Below are 18,467 nucleotides of genomic sequence, written 5' to 3' on the forward strand. Positions count from 1 at the left end.
AACGGCGCTCCCGGACGACCTTTTCTATCGCCCGACCGTGACCCCGGAGGGGAGCACCCATGTCGATACTGCGTTCACGGGTACCACCTCCTCGATCTCTTGCACGGCCTCCGGAAATGTAGCAGTGGTCGCCTTCGTCCGCCTCACGGTTTTTGCGTGGTCTCCGTGGCCGGAGACCACGGAGATACGACGCACAGGGTGGGGCGGGAGCGGAGCCGGTGCCGGGCGCGCCCGGCACCGGGATCATCCGTCCGAATGACGGGCGGGTCACGGGGAGTCGGTCCGGGTCGCGGCCTCGCCCGTCCGCAGCCGCGCCGCACCGGTGTCGGGCGCGTCCCCGCCCCGGGGCGGCGGAATGAGCGTCGACGTCGATGCGGTGAAGGTGGCCGGGGCGTAGTGCGCGTGATGCAGGCGGTAGGCGTCGCCGAGGTGGTGCTGGAGGCGGCTGTGGCGGAACTGGTAGACCGCGCCGGTCTGGCGGAGCACTCCCCGGCGGTAGGCGTCGTCCAGGAAGGCGGCCGTGTCCCGGGGGAGATTGCCGGTCGCGGGCAGCCAGATGCGGCAGAAGATCACCCACTGACCCCAGGCGGTGAACCCGAGGGCGTAGGAGAAGGTGCCGCCGAGCCCGCCGACCACTCCGATGAAGAGGCCGTCCGACAGCGGCCAGTTCATCGGCCCCAGGAGCGGTTGCAGCAGTTCGATGACGAGGCGGCCGCCGAGGGCGATCGCGAGGGTGAGCGCCGGCACGAGGACGAGGACCTGCCGGCCCACCGTCGTGCGGTTGGCGGACAGCAGGCCGGCCGGGGTCGCGGCGGAGGCGATGTCCAGGGGTGCCTCGAGTGCGGCCATCAGCCCGAAGACGAGGCCGGCCGCCGAACCGAAGATCAGTCCGAAGGCCAGCATGTTGATGAGCGTGCCCTCGATCACCGCGCCGTCGGTGAGCGAGACCCTGTTGTTCAGCGCGCGTTCCAGCGTGATGGCGCCGGCACAGCCGACGCCCATCACGAAGCCGCCCAGCAGCACCGTCCCGAACCGGGAGGTGAAGGTGCGCATCGGTCCGCGGCCGACGCGGTTGTGGTTGCCGGGCAGTCGTAGCCGGACCTGGGACGGTGCGAAGGCGGTGCTGCCGAACCTCGCGATGAGCCAGTAGACCGATCCGAAGGCCACGCCCGCGATCGGTCCCATCAGGGAGCCTTCCAGGACGATCCCGTCGAGGTCCGCCGCGAGAACGGAGCCGAACTGGTGGGCGATCAGGCCGACGGACCACTCGGTGAGGGTGACGGACAGCGCGCAGGTCAGCATGACAGCGAGGAGGCGCGTCGACGGCCTCAGCGAGTCGCCGATCTTCCACCAGGCGAGGTCCTGCTGGTCGAGGTCGGGGAGCCGGGCCAGGTGGTGGGCGAGGTGACCGAGCCAGCGCCGGACCCGTTCGGACCCCGGGTCCGAGTCGTGGTCGGGCCGCCTGCGCGGGGGGCCGCCGGTGGCCCGTACGGGGGCGAGACGCCGGTAGACCGTGGGCACGAAGCCCGCCAGCAGGTGCTCCTCGAGCGAGTGCCGGGTGGGGAAGCGGGTGGTGTCCAGCAGTTCGGCCGGGTCGGCGTCGGCGTTCTCGCTGTAGAGCGTCCGCGCCAGGATGACCATCAGCGGGGTGCTCAGGACGCCGGCGAGGTTCCGACTCGCGGGGGTGTCCTGCCTGCGCAGCACCTCCAGGACGGCGTCCCAGACGTTCCCGGACCCGTTCCCGTCTCCGAGGGCGGTGTCCGGGCCGGTTCCCCGGGTGGTGACGGGGCGGGAGGTGCGGGGCAGGTAGTCCGTGAGGTCGCCGGGGGTGAGATCGACGAGTTCGACGCCCGCCGCCCAGACCAGCGGTGTCCCCGCCGCGTGCACCGCCTCGGCGAACTCCCCGCGGCGGCTGGTCAGCACGAGCGGCATCGAGGTGGCGTTGAGCGCCTCCAGCGCGTGCGGCCGCAGGCCTTCGGCGATCTCGTCGAAACCGTCCAGCACCGGCAGGACCAGGTCGGCGTCGACCAGCGCGGCGGCCAGCGTCGAGCCGCTGGGGACGCGCTGGACCAGGTGGGGGTGGTCGCGCAGCAGCAGGTCGATCAGCCAGTCGCGCAGCGCGGTGGCCGTCGGGTCCCAGGACCCGAGGCTGAAGATCACCGGCACCCGGTCGGCGACGGCCGGGCCGGCCAGGAGGTCCAGGACGAACCTGATCGTCAGGATGGACTTCCCCGACCCGCCCCGGCCCAGCACCACGAGCCGCCCGGACGGGATCCGCCGGTAGACCTCGGCCACCGCGCGCAGATCACCGCTGAGGTCCACCCCGTCGGACGCGGACCCCGGGGGAAGGCGCTGGATGTTCTCCGCGTGGTCCGTCAGCCCCGCGGGAGCGGGTCGCCAGCGCACCGGTAACGGAAACGGATCGTGGACGCGGCGCTGCTCCTCCTCGATCTGCCAGCGGCGCCTGACTTCCGTCGCCAGTTCCGCGGTCGCCTCGGCGAGTGCCCCCGGAATCCGCGGGAAAGGGGACGGAAGGGGAACGGGGCCGGTAATCGGTCCGGAATCGACGGGGGATTCCGGAGCCGGGTCGCGGGTGGATTCGGGAGAAGGTCCGGAAATCTTTTCGGGAGCCGCCTCTGACGATGCGTTCGCGAGTGTGGCTGCCAGCAGCAGGCGATCCTCGGGCCCCACGCCGAGGGCGTCCGCCAGCAGATTGACCGTACCCAGTCGGTGATCGGCGGACTTTCCGGTCTCCAGTCTGCGGATGGTGCGGACGCTCACTCCCGACCGCTCCGCCACCTGTTCCTGTGTCAGCCCTGACTGCCTGCGCAGCCGGCGCAACAGTGTGCCGAGCTGATCCGCCACGTCGGCGCCCTCTTTCCCCCCGCGAGTACGGCCTGCGAGGAGCCTATCGTGACCACCGGTCATATGTGGCCGGTGCCATGGCCTGTCCTCCGACCTGCGCGAACGCCACCATCGGTGGTGTCCGGTCGCCGGCCCGACCCGGAGTGAGGAGTCGACATGGCCTACCGCCACTGGTGCGGTGAGTGCGGATACAAGACGGCGTGGCTCCCCCGGGCGGAGAGCGAGCAGCAGCAGATCCTGCACTACGCCAAACAGCACCCCGGAATTCCTCCGGGGGGCAGTGTGGAGGCCGGTCGCAGGGGCCCGGGCGGAGGCCCGGGATGTCTGCCGGTCCTGGGAATCGCCGTTCTGCTGCTGATTCTCGCGGCTTCGTGCCGCCGCTGACACCGGATTCCGTCGACCGAATTCCGTCCGAGCCGGCCGGATGTCCGGGCGGAGGCGCGACCGGTGCCCCGCCGCTTTCGGCTTCACATTGGAGAGTGATCGTATGCTTCGCGAAATACGTGCCCTCGGTCTCGCCGCCGTCCTGGCGGGAATGGCCCTCGCCACCGCGCCGTCCGCCGGCGCGGCGACCGCCGCCCGCGCCACCGCCTCCACCGTCACCACCGCCTCCGCCGGTACCACCGCCGCCGTGGGCACCGCTGCGGACACGCGCACGCCCATCGGCGGCGGCACCGGCATCATCTTCCGCATGGCGCCGAGCCCGGAGAACCCGCAGAGCTACTACGTCTGCACCCTCACCGCCGTCGGCCGCGACACCGCCGACAACCTGGTGGCGCTGACCAACGCCCACTGTTTCATCGACGACCAGGGCAACAAGCTCGTCGGCTCGCAGGTGTACCGGGACACCTCGCCCGCCGGGACGGCGTTCTCCCCGGCGCCGCTCAACGCCAGCCGGCCCGACGTGGCGACGGGGGCGATCGGCGAGGTGACGTATGTCAGTACCCCCAACAACCTGCTCAACAACGGCCCCAAGGGGCTCGACTACGCGGTGATCAAGCTGGACGAGAGCCGGGTGGCGGCCACCGACACCGTCGGCGGCGTGACCATCAAGTCGATCGGCGCCCCGCCGGCCGTGGGGACGCGCATGTGCAAGGAGGGCCACCGGACCGGTCTGACCTGCGGTATGAGGATCGGCTCCAACGGCATGTGGTTCACCCACCTGATCTGGACCGACGGCGGCGACTCCGGCTCCCCGGTCGTCTCCGGCACGACGCTGGTCGGCAACGCCTGGGGCGCCCAGCACAGTTCGCCGATCCTGAGCATCATCGACGAGCTGAACGCCAACGGCGGCGTCGGCGCCGGCTTCCACCTGGCCGGCTGACCTCCCGGCCCTGTGCCTTCTCCTGCGATTCGTCCTCCGACTCACCCTCCGACTCACCCTCACGGAGAGAGAACCCTCATGACATCCCCGCTGTCCGGTGCGCGCGTGCGCGCCGCGATGCGCGCCACCGCAGCCGCCGCCGCGACGGCGCTGGCGGCAACGCTGATCGCCTTCACCGGGCCGGGCGCGCACGCCGACGCGCAGGCCGACGCGCCGGGCGTTCCGGTCTTCGCCGACGGCTACGGCCTGACCCAGGTGGCCGGCGCCACCGAAGTCCACTCCGGCACCGACTTCACGATCACCGTGACCACCGGACAGCTGTCCGGCCGGCACAGGATCCGGATCTTCCTGCCCAGCGGCTACGCCGCCGAGCCCGGCAAGCGCTGGCCGGTGGCGTACTTCCTGCACGGCGGTGGCGGCAACGTGGACGATGCCGCGGCGGCGCCGACCCTGCACTCGGACTCGATGATCACGGTCGTCCCGGACGGGGGCCTGAAGGGCTGGTACGCGGACTGGCTCATGCGGAACACCGCCCTGGGCGCGGCGAACTGGGAGACCTTCCACCTCAACCAGGTGGTCCCCTTCATCGACGCCAACCTGCGCACCATCGCCGACCGGAGCCACCGGGGCATCGTCGGCCTGTCGATGGGCGGCTACGGCGCGCTGCACTACGCGGAGGCCCGCCCCGACCTGTTCGGGCAGGTGGCCGCACTCTCCGGTGGCATCGACCTCGGAATGGCGGAGATCCGCGGGGCCGTCCTGGCCACCGAACTCAATCTCACGGGCGCGTGGTGCGCGCTGAGCACCTCCACCCCCTCCGGCACCGGACAGTGCACCGGCTACGGCCCCTACGTCGACAGCGACGCGATCTTCGGCTCGCCGTACCCCGTCTTCAACGCGGACCACATCTGGAAGGAGGTCGATCCCGCCGCCAAGGCCAACCTGGCCAAGCTCACCGGTGCGGGAATCACGCTCTACACCGGCAACCAGGGGCCGATCGACCACTTCACCGAGATCGCCTCCAACAACGTCAAGGCCCGCCTCGACCAGCTGGGGCTCCCCAGCACCCTGGTCGACTACGGCAACGGGGCGTCGCTGGCTCCCGGTTGCGACGGCGGCCACAACTACGGCTGCTGGGCGCCCGCGCTCGCGGACTACGTGCCCCGGCTCGGGGCCGCGTTCGCCGCGGCGGGCTGACCCGCCGGGCGGAGGCCCTCCGCCCGACCGCCGCTCCGCGTCATCGCGCGGAGCGGCGGTCGGGGGCCGCCGGCCCACGGTCCCACCGCCCCACGAAGCACGACGCACGAACCCACGACAGACGAACGCGCAGAGCTGTGACGCTGCGAAGAAGCGAGGATTCCATGGACGATCTGATGCACAAGCTGGTTTCGGGCGCCCTCAGCGGTGGGCTGATCGCACTGGTCGGAGGGCTCAGCGTCCTGGTCCGTCGGAGGCGGGTCGCCAGGGCGGAGGCCGCCGCGCCCGCCCCGGTCGAGGACCTCTCGCAGACCCTGCTGCGGCAGGCCCAGGAGGCCGACCGGAGCCGCGAGGCGCTGGCCGCCCAGGCCGGCCCCGCCGCGGCGCTCGACCCGGCCCGGACGGCCGCCGATCTCTGGCGCCGGCTCACCGAGATGCGCCAGGGACGGTTCCAGGCCGAACGGCAGTCAGCCCTGACGCGGCTCGGCGAACTGCTCGCCGCCGCCGGCCGGCCGGACGAGGCGGCACGAGTCCGCCAGGAGATCGTCGGGCTCGGCTGACATACCCGACGAAGCGAGGAGACCGCCATGCCCGCAGCCCTCTGGACCGGCCGGGACGCCGACCCGGACCGCGTGACCGCCGACCTCACCCTGGCGCTCGGCCGTGAACTCGGCCTCGACCGGCCGCCGGTGGCCGCCACGCTCCCGCCCGACAGCACCGGTGTCCCGGCCGGCAGCCTGCTGCCGCCGCGGGAGCGGTTCAGCGGAATGCCCGCACCGACACTCTGCTACGTCTATGTGGACGCCCAGGCGCCGAGGCCGTTCGAGCTTCGCGCGTCGCTCATGGCCGGGCGGGCCGCGCTCCGCCGAAGCCTGGGACTGGGCCAGCTCCTCTACGCCGTGCCGCTGAGCCGGCCGCTGCCCTGCCGGGTCGCCCTCAGCGCGCCGCGGCGTTTCGGCCCGTCGTCCTTCGAGGGTGACGCCGAGGCCGCCGGCCGCCTGAACGCGGACCGGGAGCTGGTCGCCGAGGCGAACGCACTCACCCCCCTGGAGGCCGGGCCGGACACCTCGCACACCTGGTCGATCGAACGGCTGCTGGCGGTCGAGCCACTGCCCCAGGGGTCGGTCCTCCTCCTGCGCACCCTCCACCGTGCCGCCGCCCGTGGCTGGTCGCTCCGCTCCGATGTCGTGCTGAACCTGGCCGCCCGCATCGAATCCGTCCTCGGCTGAGCACGGCGGGACGCGCGCCCGGCCGGGGCGGAACCGCACGACCCGGCGCGGGCGCCCGGGTCCCAGCCGCGGCCCGGCGCCGATGCCGGGCCGCTCTCCGGCCGGGGCCGGCCCCCGAAGGCAGGCAGGTGCCCGGCGGTTCTCCGTGACGGAGCAGGCCCGCCGTGGTCAGTCGCGGTCGGCGGTCACCAGGTGGTAGTCGAGCAGGCCGCTCCGCCAGGCGGTGAGGAAGTTGCGCGCCCAGTGGCCGGGCGGGACGGTGTCCTCCAGGTAGCGGTCGAGGCCGGGCCAGACGTTCGCGCCGATCGACTCGGTGGTGACGTTCCCGAAGCCGGCGGCGGCGAGGTCGGCCGCGAAGTCCTTGAGCGGGTGGGCCACGTCCAGGCCGTCGGCGAAGCTGGCGAGCAGGATGCTCAGCCGCTCGGCGACCTCCGGGCCGGAGCTGAAGAACGTGGTCACCACCAGCCGCCCGCCGGGCCGCAGCACCCGGGCCGCCTCGTGCGCGAAGCCGGTCAGCTCGCGGAAGTGCTGGGCCGCCTCGACGGAGTACACGCCGTCCAGCGAGCCGTCCGCGAAGGGCAGTTCGTCGGCCGCGCCGAGGGTGAAGGCCAGCCGGTCCGGGAACGTCGCCAGCGCCTTGGCGTTGACGGCCCGGGCGCGCTCGACCTGGTCCGGATGGATGTCCACCCCGGTCACCGCGGCGAACCGGAACTCCCGCATCGCCAGCGCCGCACCCAGCCCGCGCCCGCAGCCCACCTCGGCCAGCCGCAGCTGCTCGGCCGGCGCCGGAAGGGCGCGCAGCACCCGCCGGTACAACTGCTCCTGGCTGTGCACCCGGTCCTCGGGGGTCGGCGACGTGGTGTCGATCCCCTGCCAGTCACCGAAGTTGATGAAGCCGCCGGCGAAGCTCGCCGCCAGGGCGAGATCGCCGGCGCCGTAGGTCTGTCGCACGGTTGCGGGAATGCGGTCGTGGGTCATGGGCTGCTCGGTCTCCTTGCGGGTCGCCGCCCGGGGCCTCGGGCGTGCGCCGCAGTACGTACCCAGACGGGATCGTGGCCGAACACCACGCCAGGGTGGATTCGAGCGGACAACCGGCTGGTCAGGGGTTGGTGGTGTGACCGGACGATGAGCATCCCGACGGTGTGCGGGTCATCGGCCCGGCGGCCCCGCGGGCTCCCGGGGTTCTCGGTGCAGGCCCGGCGGAGGGCGGAGGGCGGTGAGCGGGGCCACGGGTTCCGCATCCGCCTGCGGCGCACCGCCCGCGGGCCGGGCGCCCCGGCTCCCCGGTACGGTGTGGACACCGGGGCTCGGCAGGTACGGGTGTGTCCGACAATCCCGTCGGATCAGCGCGTCTGGCGGGAATGGGCAGACACGTTCTCGGGCTTTCGGAGGGCGACGGACGGGAGGCGTGCGCCAAAGGGGCCGCGCCACCGGGGAGGACAGGAGACCGACATGGCCACCGAACGGATCGCGCCACCGCTGACCGGGGACGAGCGCGAGATGCTGCGCGCCTTCCTGGACTACCACCGGGCGACGCTGGCGATGAAGTGCGACGGGCTGACCGACGACCAGCTGCGGCTGCAGTCGAGCCCGCCGTCCACGTTGTCCCTGCTCGGGCTGGTCCGGCACATGGCCGAGGTCGAGCGGACGTGGTTCCGCCGGGTCATCAACAAGGAGGAGATCCCGTTCGTCTGGTCCCCGGAGCGCGACTACCAGGCCGCGTACGACGCGCGGGGAGCCGACCGGACGGAGGCGTTCGCCGTCTGGCAGGAGGAGGTCGAGCACGCCCGCCGCATCGAGCGGGAGGCGGAGTCGCTGGACGTGACGGGCTACATGCCGAAGTGGGAGGCGGACGTCTCGCTGCGCCTGGTGATGCTGCACCTGATCCACGAGTACGCCCGGCACAACGGGCACGCCGACTTCCTGCGCGAGTCGATCGACGGTGAGGTGGGGGCGTAACGAGGCCCCTGCCCCGTCGGCCCGGGCCCGTCAGCCCGTCAGCCCGTCAGCCCGTCAGCCCGCCAGCCCGGGCCCGGCAGCGCGGGAGGCCGGATGACCGGACCCTCGGCCGGCCAAGGCCCCGGCGGGCCGAGTCCCGGGCGGACGTCCGCCCGGGGCCCGGCGGCTCGGGAAGCCAACGGCCGCGCATCGTGGGGTGGTTCACCATACGGTGGGCCGGCCTGCGCGCCAGAGGTCGGCGCCGACCAGGGCGGCCAGCTCGCGTACGGCCGCGCCGGTGCGGTGGCCGAGCCGACAGGGGTCGAACTCGGCGCCTGCCGCCAGGTGGTCGTCGAACGGCAGCTCCACCACGCCCCGGCAGCGTGCGCCGAAGTACGCCCGCAGGCCGGCGGGGTCGACCGGCCGGGTGGTCCCGCGTACCGCCGAGACCACGGTGATCGAGCGCTCGGCCAACTCCCCGTAACCGTGGGCGTGCAGCCAGTCGAGGGTTGCGGCCGCGCTGCCGGCGCCGTCCACGCCAGGGGTGGTGGCAAGGATCAACTGGTCGGCCAGGTCGAGGACTCCGTGCATCGGGGCCTCCAGCAGGCCGGTGCAGGAGTCGGTGAGCGCGATCGGGTACCGCTGCGCGAGCAGCTCCAGGGCGGCGCGGTAGCCGGCGTCGGAGAGTGTGCCCGGGCGGTCCGGTCCGGCGAGCACCGCGAGGCCGCTCGGCGTCGGCGAGACGTACCGGTCGAGGTCGACGAGGTGGCGGGCCGCCGCGAGGCCGGTGATCCCCGCCGTCGTGCGGTGCCGGACGCGGCGGGCCAGCGAGCCGGCGTGCGAGCCCGAGTCGACCGCCACGACGGGCTCGCCACGCTCGGCCGCGAGCATCGCGCCCAGCGCGAGGACCACGGAGGTCTTGCCGGAGCCGCCCTTGGCGCTCAGCACGGCGATCCGCCAACTCCCGTGCAGCGGTGACCGGATGAGCCGCAGTTGCTCCCGGCCCCGGCGTTCGCCGCTGCGCAGCCGCTCCAGCACACTGCGCCGCGGTGCGTGGGCCGGTGCAGGTGCAGGTGCAGGTGCGTGGGCGGGTGCGGGTGCGGGGGCGGCGAGGGGGCTCGGGTGGGGAGCGTGGTGCAGCGACGGCGATGACGGCAGGACTCGGGCGCCGAAAGGGGCGAGGGGCGGTGCGGGGGCGGCGTTCCTCACGGTGTCTCCTTCGGCGCGGTCTGCGGTGCACGCTCGTTACCCGGCTCTACGGAGCGTCGGCGCAGGTCAGTTCACCGACCGGCCACCCGGCCGGGGTTCGAACCGGGCACCGGCGCCCCGGCGTGGACCGGGGAGACGCGGCCCGGGCCCGTAGGGGCGCGGCCTCAGAGCGATGCGGGGGACCAGCCGGAAGGCAGCTCGGGCGACGGGTTGCCGAACCGGTGAACCGAGGGGACGCTCCTGTCCGTAGTACGGGGTGGCGGCACTGCTACCGGCGCCCGACCCCCCGTGCGGGCGCCGGTCAGCCGTCCGGGCGGGCGGACCACCCTCCGGGGCGGACCGCCCGCCGGGGCCTCCGGTCTCCGGCCCCGCCCGGTCCATCCGGCTTCCGCGCCCCGGCGGCAGCGGGACCGGGACGCTCCGGCGACCGCCCTTGTGGGAGGGCGGCCGCCGGAGCCCTCGCGCACCCCGGCCTCACCGCCGCGGTCTCACCACGTCGCGGTCTCACCGCCGCGGTCTCACCACGTCGCGGTCTCACCGCCGCGGTCTCACCACGTCGCGGTCTCACCGCCGCGGTCTCACCACGGATGCCCCACCGTCGAGCCCTCACCACCCCAGCAGGAACGCTCCCTGCGCCAGGCCGGCCAGGACGGCCCCGGCCGCCTCCTCCGGTGCGACCGGCTCGGCGTCCACCGCGTGCCGGTCCGGCGTGCCCGGTTCGGCCGGCGCACCCGCCGGCCGCAGCACCACGTAGTGCAGGGCCGCCCCGGTGGTGCGGCTCTCGCGGCGGAAGGCGTCCAGCGCCGCCGGTTCCACCGCCGCCTCCACCACCACCTGGTACCCGCCGGTGGCGAACGCGAAGGCGGCCTGCGCCGTGGCGGCCAGAGCCGTCGTGTTCTGCCGCCGCGCCTCCGGCAGGTGCGCCGGGACGTAGCCCTGCCGGACCGCCCGCTGGAAGTCGTCCGCCCGCAGGTGCACGCTCGGGTGGAGGGCGTCCGCCAGCAGGGGCGCGACCGTGCCGCTCCCTGCCCCGGCCGGGTCGGCCAGCACGACCACGCCGCCGGCGCCCCGGCCGCCCCCGATCTCCGGCCCACCTACGGTCGTACGGTTCACGGCTGCTGATCCCTTCGCGGGCCGGGGGCGGACGGGGTGCCGGGGCGGGTCGGACCCGGGTACGGACAGCCGGGTGCCTCGCCCCTACGACTGACTGCTCTCGGAGATCAACCTAGTCCACGGCGGTATCCCGAGTCCTCCCCCCTACCGGTCCGCGGACTGCTCCGCCGACCGCTCTGCCGGCTGCTCCGCGGACTGCTCCTGCGGCGGGGCCGCCGGCCGCAGCACGATCGGATTGGTCAGCGCCGCCATCGGGCCCCACGGCAGGTCGGCGCCGACGCCGGCCAGGCCGGTCCGGAGGAGGTCGCGGCGGTCGAGGAGGGGCTGTCGGCCGCCGGGCAGAGCGTGCTGCCGGTCGGGCTGCGGGTCGTCGCGGTCGGTCATCGGGGCCTCCGGTCTCGGGCAGCGGCGGCGGGCGGACTCCCCGCCTGCTCGCCCGCCTCCCTACCCGCATCGGTGAACCCGCGGTGAGCCGGGCCCCACGTGCGTACGGCGGGTCAGTGAAGGAGCCCCGGACCGCCCGCACCCGGACCGCCCGCACCCGGGACGTCCACCGGCACGGCCAGCACCTGCCCGGTCCGGGCGCCCTCCGGCGGCGGCCACTCGGCGGCGGTCAGGTAGAGCGTCCGACCGTCCGGGCCGCCCAGCGCGCACGAGAAGCACCCCCGGTCGAGCGTGACCCGCTGCACCACCTCGCCGCCCTCGCGCACCCGGACGCAGCAGCGGTTCGGCACGTCCGCGAACCAGAGCGCGCCCTCCGCGTCCAGGGCGATCCCGTCCGGGGCCGAACCCTCGACCGCCGCCCAGACCCGCCGGTCGGTCAGGCCGCCGTCCGGCGCGACGGTGAACGCGGTGAGCCGGCCCGCGTACGACTCGGCGACGATCAGTGTCGAGCCGTCCGGGGTGATGGCGATCCCGTTGGGGAAGGCGAGGTCCCCGGCCACCTCCCGGACGGCCCCGTCCGGGGTGACCAGCGCGATCAGCCCCGGCCCTGCGTCCTCGCCGCCCATCAGGTCGAACCCGATGCAGTTGACGTACGCGTAGCCGCGCCCGTCCACGGCCACCTCGTTCCACGGCCGGTCGCAGACCGCCCGCAGGTCCGCGTAGGGGGTGAGCGCGCCGTCCGCCTCGCGGCGCAGCAGCTGCCGGTCGCTGCCGGCCACGACGAGCAGGCGGCCGTCGGGTGTGGGCAGCCAGTCGATGCAGAACGGGAACGAGGGGATGCGGGCGGCCACGGTGGCCGAGCCGGTCCCGTCGACGGTGAGCAGCTCCTGAGCGCCCCAGTCGCAGACCCAGAGCCGGCCGTCGTGCCAGCGGGGGGACTCGCCGAGCGCGAGGCCGGTGAGCAGGGGGACAGGGGTGGCGGGGGTGGCGGGCATCGGGGACTCCCTGTGCGGGGTGCCGGACCGGACGGGTGCCGGAATGGACGGGTGCCGCAACGGACGGTGGCCGGGCCGGCGGGGGAGGCGAGGCGGCGGGTGCCGGAGCGGCGGGGGCCCGGGACGGCCGGGTGCCGGGACGGCCGGGTGGGGTTGCGGCGGGTGACGATCGATCGGTTCATAGAAACAGATGATCGGAATGTCGGATATATGTGGAGGCGGGTATGTCGCTGAGTCGGCGGACACTGCTGATCGTTGCGGCCGGGAGCGCACTGGCGGGGTGTCAGGCGACTGCAAGGCCCGCCGAGCGGGTGATGGCGGCGGTGCCGGCCGGGGCTGCTCCGGCCACCCCGGAGCCGGCTGCGCCGGTCATCTCCGCCGCGCCGTCCGCGCCAACCGCCCCGGTGACGCAGGTCGCGCAGGTCGCGCCGGCTGCGCCCGCTGGTCCCGCCTTCACCCGGGCCGTGGCGGTGGACCGGTACGGGGCCGTCGAGCCGGCCGACTGGGGCCTGGAGGTGCCCGGTGTGATCACCGCACTGCCCGACGGCGAGCAGGCCACCGCACTCACGTTCGACGCCTGCGGCGGGCCCGGCGGCTCCGCCTACGACGCCGACCTCATCGAGCTCCTCCGCAGCCACGACGTCCCCGCCACCCTCTTCCTCAACGCCCGCTGGATCGACGCCAACCCCGCCGAGTTCGAGAGCCTCGCCGGCGACCCGCTGTTCGAGATCGCCAACCACGGCACGCTCCACCGCCCCCTCTCCGTCACCGGCCGCTCCGCCTACGGCATCGCCGGCACCGGCGACGCGGCCGACGCGTACGACGAGGTCGCCGGGAACAGGGAGAAGCTCGCCGCCCTGCTCGGCCACCCGCCCCGCTTCTTCCGCTCGGGCACCGCCCACTACGACGACGTGGCTGCCCGCATCGCCGCCGACGTCGGCCAACGCCTTGCCGGTTTCACCGTCAACGCCGACGGCGGCGCCACCTTCACCGGGAGCCAGGTCCGCCAGGAGGTCGCGGCCACCCCGCCCGGCGGCATCGTCATCGCCCACATGAACCACCCCGCCGGCGGCACCGCCCCCGGCTTCGGCGCCGCCCTCCCGGCGCTGCTGGTCGCAGGCAGGCGCTTCGTCCGGCTCTCGGACGTGCTGGGCTGAGCAGACGGACGCGCCGTAGGGGCCCGCCCCCACAGCGCGTCCCTCCGAAGGCCCCGTCCTACGCCCGCACGTCCACGGTGAATCGCCGGTCGACCTGTTCGGGTGCCATGTCGGCCGGCGGCGCGATCACCCCGCCCGCGTAAAGGTTGTGCAGGGCGATCTCCGTCCGGCCAGGGCCCATGGCGCGGAAGACGAAGAAGTGGCGGCCGCCCGAACCGAACACGCTGCCGGACCTGCCGAGGAGGTGGAGGTTGGCGATGTACTCCTCGTCCGACACCTGAACGGTGGCCGTGTCGGGGCGCGGCACGGCCACCGTCCACTCGTCTCCCCAGGACGGGTGCGCGTCGACCTCGATCGAGAACAGCTGCCCCGGCTTGACGGTGAGCTGTCCCGACGCCGCGGTGAACACCTTGCCGTGGTCGAGCTTGCCCCGGGTCAGCAGGTGGACTCCCACCGCTCCCGCCGCGACCACGACGACCAGTGCGCCGGCCACCGTCAGCAGAATCCGGCGTCGCGTCATGACGTCGCCTCCCGGTTGGTCACCCGCAGGGCGAGGACGGCGGCGACCGCGTCCAGCCAGCGGGCCACCAGCAAGTCCCCCGAGGGGTCCTGGACGACCATCGCGGCCGCCTCCAGCCACCCCCGGGCCACGGCCGCAGCCGGGCCCGGCAGCGGTTCGGGCAGACCGGCCGCGTAGCGGGTGCCGCCCGCCTTGACCACCTCGCCGAGGAAGACGAGCGCGCGCGGCAGCACGCCCAGCCGGTCGGCGGTGATAGCGGCGGCCACCGCGCCGTCCCCGAACAGGGCCGAGCGGTGCGCCCCCTCCGACGGCAGGCCGAAGCGCAGCAGGATCTCGATGTCGAGCGCGGCCAGCTGGCTGTCGCTCATGGACTGCGGAGTGCTCACAGCGGCCTCACTTGGGGAGCTGGACGTGGTCGGCGACGGGCATTCCGCCACCGGCGGCGGCGCCCTCCATACGGTTGTTGACGAAGTCGCTCTCGCTGACCCAGACGGTGTAACCCCAGGGGTTGTAGATCTCCAGCTGGTCGCCGCGGTGCGCGATGATCATCATCTGGTGGCCGTCGGGACGGAACCAGGTGTCCTCCTTGACGCCGACCGGCACCGGCTTGCCCTGGTCCACCGCCTCCTCGACCTTGGCGAGCACGTCGCGGCGCTGCTCGGCGCCCTCCAGGTCCACGGTGCGGTAGCTCGCGCCGGTGTGCTTGCCGATCTCGTCGTTGGCGACGTCCTTGGAGTCGCCGTCGGACATGCCGTCCTGCCAGCTGCCCCACCAACTGCGCTCGTCGTAGACCCGGTTCGTCTCCTTGTCCCAACGGTCCTTCGCAGCCTGGCCGTTGTCGAACTTCGGATCGCCGGGGTGGCCGCCGGTGGTGAGCTGGAAGGCGAACATCGGGTCGACCATCGCCCGGGCCGTGACGGTCGAGGCGGCGACGCAGGTCGGGTGCTGGCCCTGACCCCAGGCGACGCCCCCGTAGCCGGTGCCGTTCGTGTCGGACGAGAGGGAGGTGAGCTGCACCGGGGAGATCCGCTGGGCCAGCCAGTTCGGGTCGTCGCCGTGCTCGTGGATCTGCGCCCCGAAGGCCTTGACCTCGTCGTAACTGTGCCCGGCGGCCAGCGCCTTCATCAGGTAGGCGCGCTCCTCCGGGGACTTCGCGCCGGCCAGCAGCTCGTCGAAGCGGGCCCGGTCGGCGTCGCTCATCTTGTCCATGAACTGGCCGGCCCGGGTCACGTCGTTGGCGGTGAGGATCGCACCGGCCCTGTCGCTGCCTTGGAGGGAGGCGTCGACGAGGACGAGTTTGTCGGCCGCGCCGAGCCCCTTGTTCTTGAACTTGCCGGCCAGCGCCTTGCCCGCCAGCCCGTTCAGTTCGCGGGCCGCGGCCCGGCCGGCGTCCTCGGCCTTCACGGCCGCGTCGAACATCGACTTGATGCCGTCCTTGGCCTTGGCGTGGGCCGAGTGCATCTTGTCGTCGTCCCAGTGCACCGGGTCGGGTGCGCCGCCGACGGTGATGTCGTGCAGCAGCCCCAGCGCCTCCCGCAGCGGGGCGTCGCCCTGGCCGTGCAGCGACTGCGCCTCGCCGAGGGAGCCGGCGAGCGCCTTGAGCTGGTCGTGCCCCTTGGCCAGGGTCTCGCGGCAGCGCTGCAGGTCGTCGGCGGAGGCCTTGACGACCTCGACGGCCTTCTCGCCGACCTGGCCGGTCCAGGCCTCCGGGAGCCGCTCGGACGCGGTCCGGGCGACCTCCAGCTGGACCTGGTCGAGCTGACTGCCCGCGTTGTGGTAGGCGGCGGCCAGTTCGCCCAGCTTCCCCGGGTCCCCCTTCGGCGCGTCGAGCTGCAGGGCGTCGTGCACCGCGTACTTGAGGTCGCCGGCGCCCCACATGCCGTGCGACTCGTCGATGGTCTTCTTGAGGCGCTCGACCTGGGCCCGGTGGCTGCCCGGGTCGATGCCCAGCGGATGTGCGTCGTGGTCGGGCACCGGTCACCGCGCCTGGAGGTGCTGGGAGATCTTGCCGTCCACGCCCGCGTAGTTGGCGGCGGTCTTGCCGACCTTGTCGCCGAGGTCGTGCAGCGCGTCGGTGTTGACGCCCAGCTCGTCCTGCCAGGCCGACCAGAAGGCCTTCGCCGCCTCCGGTGCGCCGTACGGCCCGAAGGTGTCCTCGCCGGACATGCTCAGCCGGCCCAGGGTGTCGCGGATCGTCCCCACGTCGTTGCCCGCGGTGGTCAGCTTGCCCGCCGCCGAGTCCAGCTTCTCCGGGTGGGCGGTGAAGCCCGTTCCTGTGCTGTCGGTCATTGTCCTGCCCCCGTTTCACTCACGGCCCGTCAAGGCCGCCGCACAGCATAGCCGCAGCTCGGAGGTGGTCCGGCCGCCCGAGCGCGCCTGTTACGACACTGTCGCGAGGAAGGCACAAATCGATCGGAAACGGCCATCTCCGGTCTTGCCGAGGTAAAGGCCGGGGCCGGGCCGAAGACCGGTAACGGCGGGCGACGGGCGGAGCCGGCGGAGGACGCGCCCGTACCGACGGAGGGCGGCACGGCACCGGCCGGCCCCCGTTCGTCGCACCGCCGGGTCAGCGCAGCCGCAACCCGCCGGGGAGTTCGTCCTCGATGATCTCCACCAGCCGGTCGAAGACGGTCGGGCCCCGGCCGGCCCGGGCCTCGGCGAGGCGGACGGCCACCCGGTCGCGGTTGCTGGGGTGGCAGCGGGCGAGCGTCAGTTCCAGCTGGCGGGCCGTCTCGGGGTGGGAGAGGTGGTGGCGGGAGGTCTCGTGGTCACGCCACTCGATCACGTAGTCGCCGTCGTCGGGGGTGCCGAAGCCGCCGCGGAGGCAGTCGGCGAAGGCGTCGAGGTTGCGGCCGAAGTAGCCGCCGCAGCCGATGGAGCGGCCGGCCTCGGCCCAGAAGTCTTCCAGCGTGGTGATCCGGGTGCCGTCGACGACGTAGGTGACGGTCACGGCAGGACGGTGATCGCGGTGGCGAGGAGGCCGTTGCGTACGGTCCACCGGCCGGTGAAGGAGTCGAGGCGCCGGCCGTCGACCACCGGGCCGGAGACGAGGAGTTCGGCGTGGAAGGTGCCGTCGGTGCCGAGCGTGAGGTCGGCCTCGCTGAAGTCGAGGAAGAGGTGGGTGAGCGGGAACCAGGTCTTGTAGACGGACTCCTTGGCGCTGAACAGGATCCGGTCCCACGGGGTGTCGGGGTGCTCGGCGAGCAACTCGGCGATGCGCTTCTGCTCGGCGGGGAGGGCGATGGCCTCGAAAACGCCCTCGGGGAGGGAGAGGGCGGGCTCGGCGTCGATGCCGAGGGAGACGACGTCGCCCGCGCGGGCGACGGCGGCGCCGCGGAACCCGGCGCAGTGGGTGAGGCTGCCGACCACGCCGTCGGGCCAGCCGGGGGCGCCGCGCAGGCCGGGGACGAGGGCGCGGTAGGGGAAGCCGAGGCGGCCCAGGGCGAGACGGGCACAGTGGCGGACTGTGGTGAACTCGCGCCGCCGGGAGTCGACGGCGCGGGCGATGACGGCCTCTTCCTCCGGTTCGAGCCGGGCCTGCGGCGGGTCGTCGTACGCGACCTCCACCACGACGGTCTCGGGCAGCAGTTCGCCGATCACAGGTCCCCCTGAGTGTGTGCCGTGCGGACGGGACGAGCCTAACCCGGCCGGCGCCGGGGACGGGGGCCGGCCGGGTGAGCGGCTGCAGAGCGGCCGGGTGCTCGGCGGGGTGCGCGGTGGCGTGGCGGTGGGCGTGGCGGTGGGCGTGGCGGTGGGCGTCCACCACATGGCCGACGAAGAGCTGCACCATCGAGCGGCGTGCGGCCCGGTGCCCGAACAGGATCTCCGCCTGGGTGAGCGCCCGGGCGTGGTTGTCCACCCGAACCGGCAGCCCGGAGGCCCGGGCCAGGAGCTCGCCGAGCGGCATGTCCCGCCACTGCAATTGCTCATGACGAGCCGTCATGCCGAGCTCCGGATCCACCGTGCCACCGGTCACGGCCGCCGAGCGCGACCACCCTGCGGCCGCCCGGCACGGTGGCGAGCAGTCGGGGCAGCCGCTCCAGCAACGGCCGGAGCACGGCGTGCCCGGTGCGGCCCGGATTGCTCAACTCCCGGCGGTGGATGACGTTTCCGCAGAGGTCGAGCAGCGAGAAAGGGTGGTGTACGGCACTTCGATGTGCAGCCCGGCCACCGCGACCCGCCCGGTGTCGACGTCGACCGGCAGTCGCGGCCGTTCGACGGTGCCCGTGCCCCCTCCGGTCAAGAAACCCCGGAGACGCTCCGCGGCGCTGCCGGGCACGCCCTGGGCCCGAGCGAGGGGGACGGTGCCGAGCCTGGAACTGCGGCATGCCCGCGAAGGCGGCGAACCCCGCCACGGTGCCGAACGCGTGCGGGGAGGCGAGGTGCGCGATTGCGCCGGGGGCCGCCGTTCACCCGCGCCGTCGCCGTTCGAGCGGGACCACGTAGGGTGCGGTGCAACGCCGTTGTGCCGGGATTCGTCCCGGTGGAGCGTCACCGGCACTTCTGGACCGACCCGGAGCCGAGCGCGGCCCTGCT

At 73.8% G+C, this 18,467-nt stretch carries 18 protein-coding genes; 6 read left to right on the forward strand and 12 right to left on the reverse strand.

The annotated features are described in order from the left end of the window. Positions 1-267 precede the first annotated feature (267 nt). Entirely contained in the window at positions 268-2,865 is a 2,598-nt protein-coding gene (locus OG286_RS33230) for a helix-turn-helix domain-containing protein (protein ID WP_405365974.1), read from the reverse strand. Between the two features lie 487 nt (positions 2,866-3,352). On the opposite strand from OG286_RS33230, the gene OG286_RS33235 reads away from it, so the two are divergent. From OG286_RS33235 to OG286_RS33250, 4 genes are all read left to right on the forward strand, one after another. Further along, positions 3,353-4,189, forward strand: coding sequence for a trypsin-like peptidase domain-containing protein (locus tag OG286_RS33235; RefSeq protein WP_396321007.1), 837 nt, complete (start codon positions 3,353-3,355; stop codon positions 4,187-4,189). A gap of 78 nt (positions 4,190-4,267) precedes the next feature. Then, a complete protein-coding gene (locus OG286_RS33240; RefSeq protein WP_396321008.1) occupies positions 4,268-5,386 on the forward strand; it encodes an alpha/beta hydrolase in 1,119 nt (372 codons plus the stop codon). A 164-nt stretch (positions 5,387-5,550) separates the two neighbouring features. Further along, positions 5,551-5,946 (forward strand): hypothetical protein, encoded by a 396-nt coding sequence (locus OG286_RS33245; protein WP_396321009.1) that lies wholly within the window; start codon positions 5,551-5,553, stop codon positions 5,944-5,946. A 27-nt stretch (positions 5,947-5,973) separates the two neighbouring features. Continuing rightward, positions 5,974-6,615 carry a hypothetical protein gene (locus OG286_RS33250; protein ID WP_396321010.1) on the forward strand — a complete coding sequence of 214 codons (642 nt, stop codon included), beginning with the start codon at positions 5,974-5,976 and terminating at the stop codon, positions 6,613-6,615. Positions 6,616-6,783: 168 nt separating this feature from the next. Here OG286_RS33250 and OG286_RS33255 read toward each other — a convergent pair whose 3' ends face one another. Next, on the reverse strand, positions 6,784-7,593 hold the full coding sequence (locus OG286_RS33255; RefSeq protein WP_396321011.1) for a class I SAM-dependent methyltransferase: 810 nt from the start codon (positions 7,591-7,593) through the stop codon (positions 6,784-6,786). A gap of 474 nt (positions 7,594-8,067) precedes the next feature. On the opposite strand from OG286_RS33255, the gene OG286_RS33260 reads away from it, so the two are divergent. After that, positions 8,068-8,574, forward strand: coding sequence for a DinB family protein (locus tag OG286_RS33260; protein WP_396321012.1), 507 nt, complete (start codon positions 8,068-8,070; stop codon positions 8,572-8,574). A 201-nt stretch (positions 8,575-8,775) separates the two neighbouring features. Here OG286_RS33260 and OG286_RS33265 read toward each other — a convergent pair whose 3' ends face one another. The 4 genes from OG286_RS33265 to OG286_RS33280 all read right to left on the reverse strand — a co-directional run bounded on the left by OG286_RS33265 (position 8,776) and on the right by OG286_RS33280 (position 12,254). Then, positions 8,776-9,762, reverse strand: coding sequence for a MinD/ParA family protein (locus OG286_RS33265; RefSeq protein ID WP_396321013.1), 987 nt, complete (start codon positions 9,760-9,762; stop codon positions 8,776-8,778). A 606-nt stretch (positions 9,763-10,368) separates the two neighbouring features. Beyond that, positions 10,369-10,875 carry an ATP-binding protein gene (locus tag OG286_RS33270; RefSeq protein ID WP_396321014.1) on the reverse strand — a complete coding sequence of 169 codons (507 nt, stop codon included), beginning with the start codon at positions 10,873-10,875 and terminating at the stop codon, positions 10,369-10,371. Positions 10,876-11,019: 144 nt separating this feature from the next. Further along, positions 11,020-11,259, reverse strand: a complete 240-nt coding sequence (locus OG286_RS33275; RefSeq protein ID WP_396321015.1) for a hypothetical protein — start codon at positions 11,257-11,259, stop codon at positions 11,020-11,022. 113 nt (positions 11,260-11,372) lie between these two features. Then, positions 11,373-12,254 carry an SMP-30/gluconolactonase/LRE family protein gene (locus OG286_RS33280; protein WP_405358984.1) on the reverse strand — a complete coding sequence of 294 codons (882 nt, stop codon included), beginning with the start codon at positions 12,252-12,254 and terminating at the stop codon, positions 11,373-11,375. Between the two features lie 224 nt (positions 12,255-12,478). Here OG286_RS33280 and OG286_RS33285 point away from each other — a divergent pair, with 224 nt between their 5' ends. Then, complete coding sequence (locus OG286_RS33285) at positions 12,479-13,411, forward strand: polysaccharide deacetylase family protein (protein ID WP_405365975.1); 933 nt, start codon at positions 12,479-12,481, stop codon at positions 13,409-13,411. Between the two features lie 58 nt (positions 13,412-13,469). On the opposite strand, the gene OG286_RS33290 is transcribed toward OG286_RS33285, so the two are convergent. The 6 genes from OG286_RS33290 to OG286_RS33315 all read right to left on the reverse strand — a co-directional run bounded on the left by OG286_RS33290 (position 13,470) and on the right by OG286_RS33315 (position 17,531). Continuing rightward, positions 13,470-13,931 (reverse strand): protease inhibitor I42 family protein, encoded by a 462-nt coding sequence (locus OG286_RS33290; protein WP_405358980.1) that lies wholly within the window; start codon positions 13,929-13,931, stop codon positions 13,470-13,472. After that, positions 13,928-14,299, reverse strand: a complete 372-nt coding sequence (locus OG286_RS33295) for a hypothetical protein (RefSeq protein ID WP_396321019.1) — start codon at positions 14,297-14,299, stop codon at positions 13,928-13,930. The genes OG286_RS33290 and OG286_RS33295 overlap by 4 nt, the downstream gene beginning before the upstream one ends. Positions 14,300-14,324: 25 nt before the next feature. Further along, complete coding sequence (locus OG286_RS33300; protein ID WP_396321020.1) at positions 14,325-15,905, reverse strand: peptidoglycan-binding protein; 1,581 nt, start codon at positions 15,903-15,905, stop codon at positions 14,325-14,327. A gap of 3 nt (positions 15,906-15,908) precedes the next feature. Next, positions 15,909-16,220 carry a WXG100 family type VII secretion target gene (locus OG286_RS33305; protein ID WP_396321022.1) on the reverse strand — a complete coding sequence of 104 codons (312 nt, stop codon included), beginning with the start codon at positions 16,218-16,220 and terminating at the stop codon, positions 15,909-15,911. A gap of 277 nt (positions 16,221-16,497) precedes the next feature. Further along, on the reverse strand, positions 16,498-16,881 hold the full coding sequence (locus tag OG286_RS33310; protein ID WP_405365976.1) for a barstar family protein: 384 nt from the start codon (positions 16,879-16,881) through the stop codon (positions 16,498-16,500). Beyond that, positions 16,878-17,531, reverse strand: coding sequence for a 4'-phosphopantetheinyl transferase (locus OG286_RS33315; RefSeq protein ID WP_405358975.1), 654 nt, complete (start codon positions 17,529-17,531; stop codon positions 16,878-16,880). Before OG286_RS33315 ends, OG286_RS33310 begins: the two co-directional genes overlap by 4 nt. Positions 17,532-18,467: the final 936 nt, after the last annotated feature.

This window comes from Kitasatospora sp. NBC_00039 (genome assembly GCF_045160625.1).
Taxonomy (GTDB): Bacteria; Actinomycetota; Actinomycetes; order Streptomycetales; family Streptomycetaceae; genus Kitasatospora.

What these genes read in the sequence shown, in the direction of transcription:
- OG286_RS33235 (WP_396321007.1), top strand. Translation starts at nt 3,353, where the DNA reads ATGCTTCGCGAAATACGTGCCCTCGGTCTCGCCGCCGTCCTGGCGGGA.
- OG286_RS33240 (WP_396321008.1), top strand. Translation starts at nt 4,268, where the DNA reads ATGACATCCCCGCTGTCCGGTGCGCGCGTGCGCGCCGCGATGCGCGCC.
- OG286_RS33245 (WP_396321009.1), top strand. Translation starts at nt 5,551, where the DNA reads ATGGACGATCTGATGCACAAGCTGGTTTCGGGCGCCCTCAGCGGTGGG.
- OG286_RS33250 (WP_396321010.1), top strand. Translation starts at nt 5,974, where the DNA reads ATGCCCGCAGCCCTCTGGACCGGCCGGGACGCCGACCCGGACCGCGTG.
- OG286_RS33255 (WP_396321011.1), bottom strand. Translation starts at nt 7,593, where the DNA reads ATGACCCACGACCGCATTCCCGCAACCGTGCGACAGACCTACGGCGCC.
- OG286_RS33260 (WP_396321012.1), top strand. Translation starts at nt 8,068, where the DNA reads ATGGCCACCGAACGGATCGCGCCACCGCTGACCGGGGACGAGCGCGAG.
- OG286_RS33275 (WP_396321015.1), bottom strand. Translation starts at nt 11,259, where the DNA reads ATGACCGACCGCGACGACCCGCAGCCCGACCGGCAGCACGCTCTGCCC.
- OG286_RS33280 (WP_405358984.1), bottom strand. Translation starts at nt 12,254, where the DNA reads ATGCCCGCCACCCCCGCCACCCCTGTCCCCCTGCTCACCGGCCTCGCG.
- OG286_RS33285 (WP_405365975.1), top strand. Translation starts at nt 12,479, where the DNA reads ATGTCGCTGAGTCGGCGGACACTGCTGATCGTTGCGGCCGGGAGCGCA.
- OG286_RS33290 (WP_405358980.1), bottom strand. Translation starts at nt 13,931, where the DNA reads ATGACGCGACGCCGGATTCTGCTGACGGTGGCCGGCGCACTGGTCGTC.
- OG286_RS33295 (WP_396321019.1), bottom strand. Translation starts at nt 14,299, where the DNA reads ATGAGCGACAGCCAGCTGGCCGCGCTCGACATCGAGATCCTGCTGCGC.
- OG286_RS33305 (WP_396321022.1), bottom strand. Translation starts at nt 16,220, where the DNA reads ATGACCGACAGCACAGGAACGGGCTTCACCGCCCACCCGGAGAAGCTG.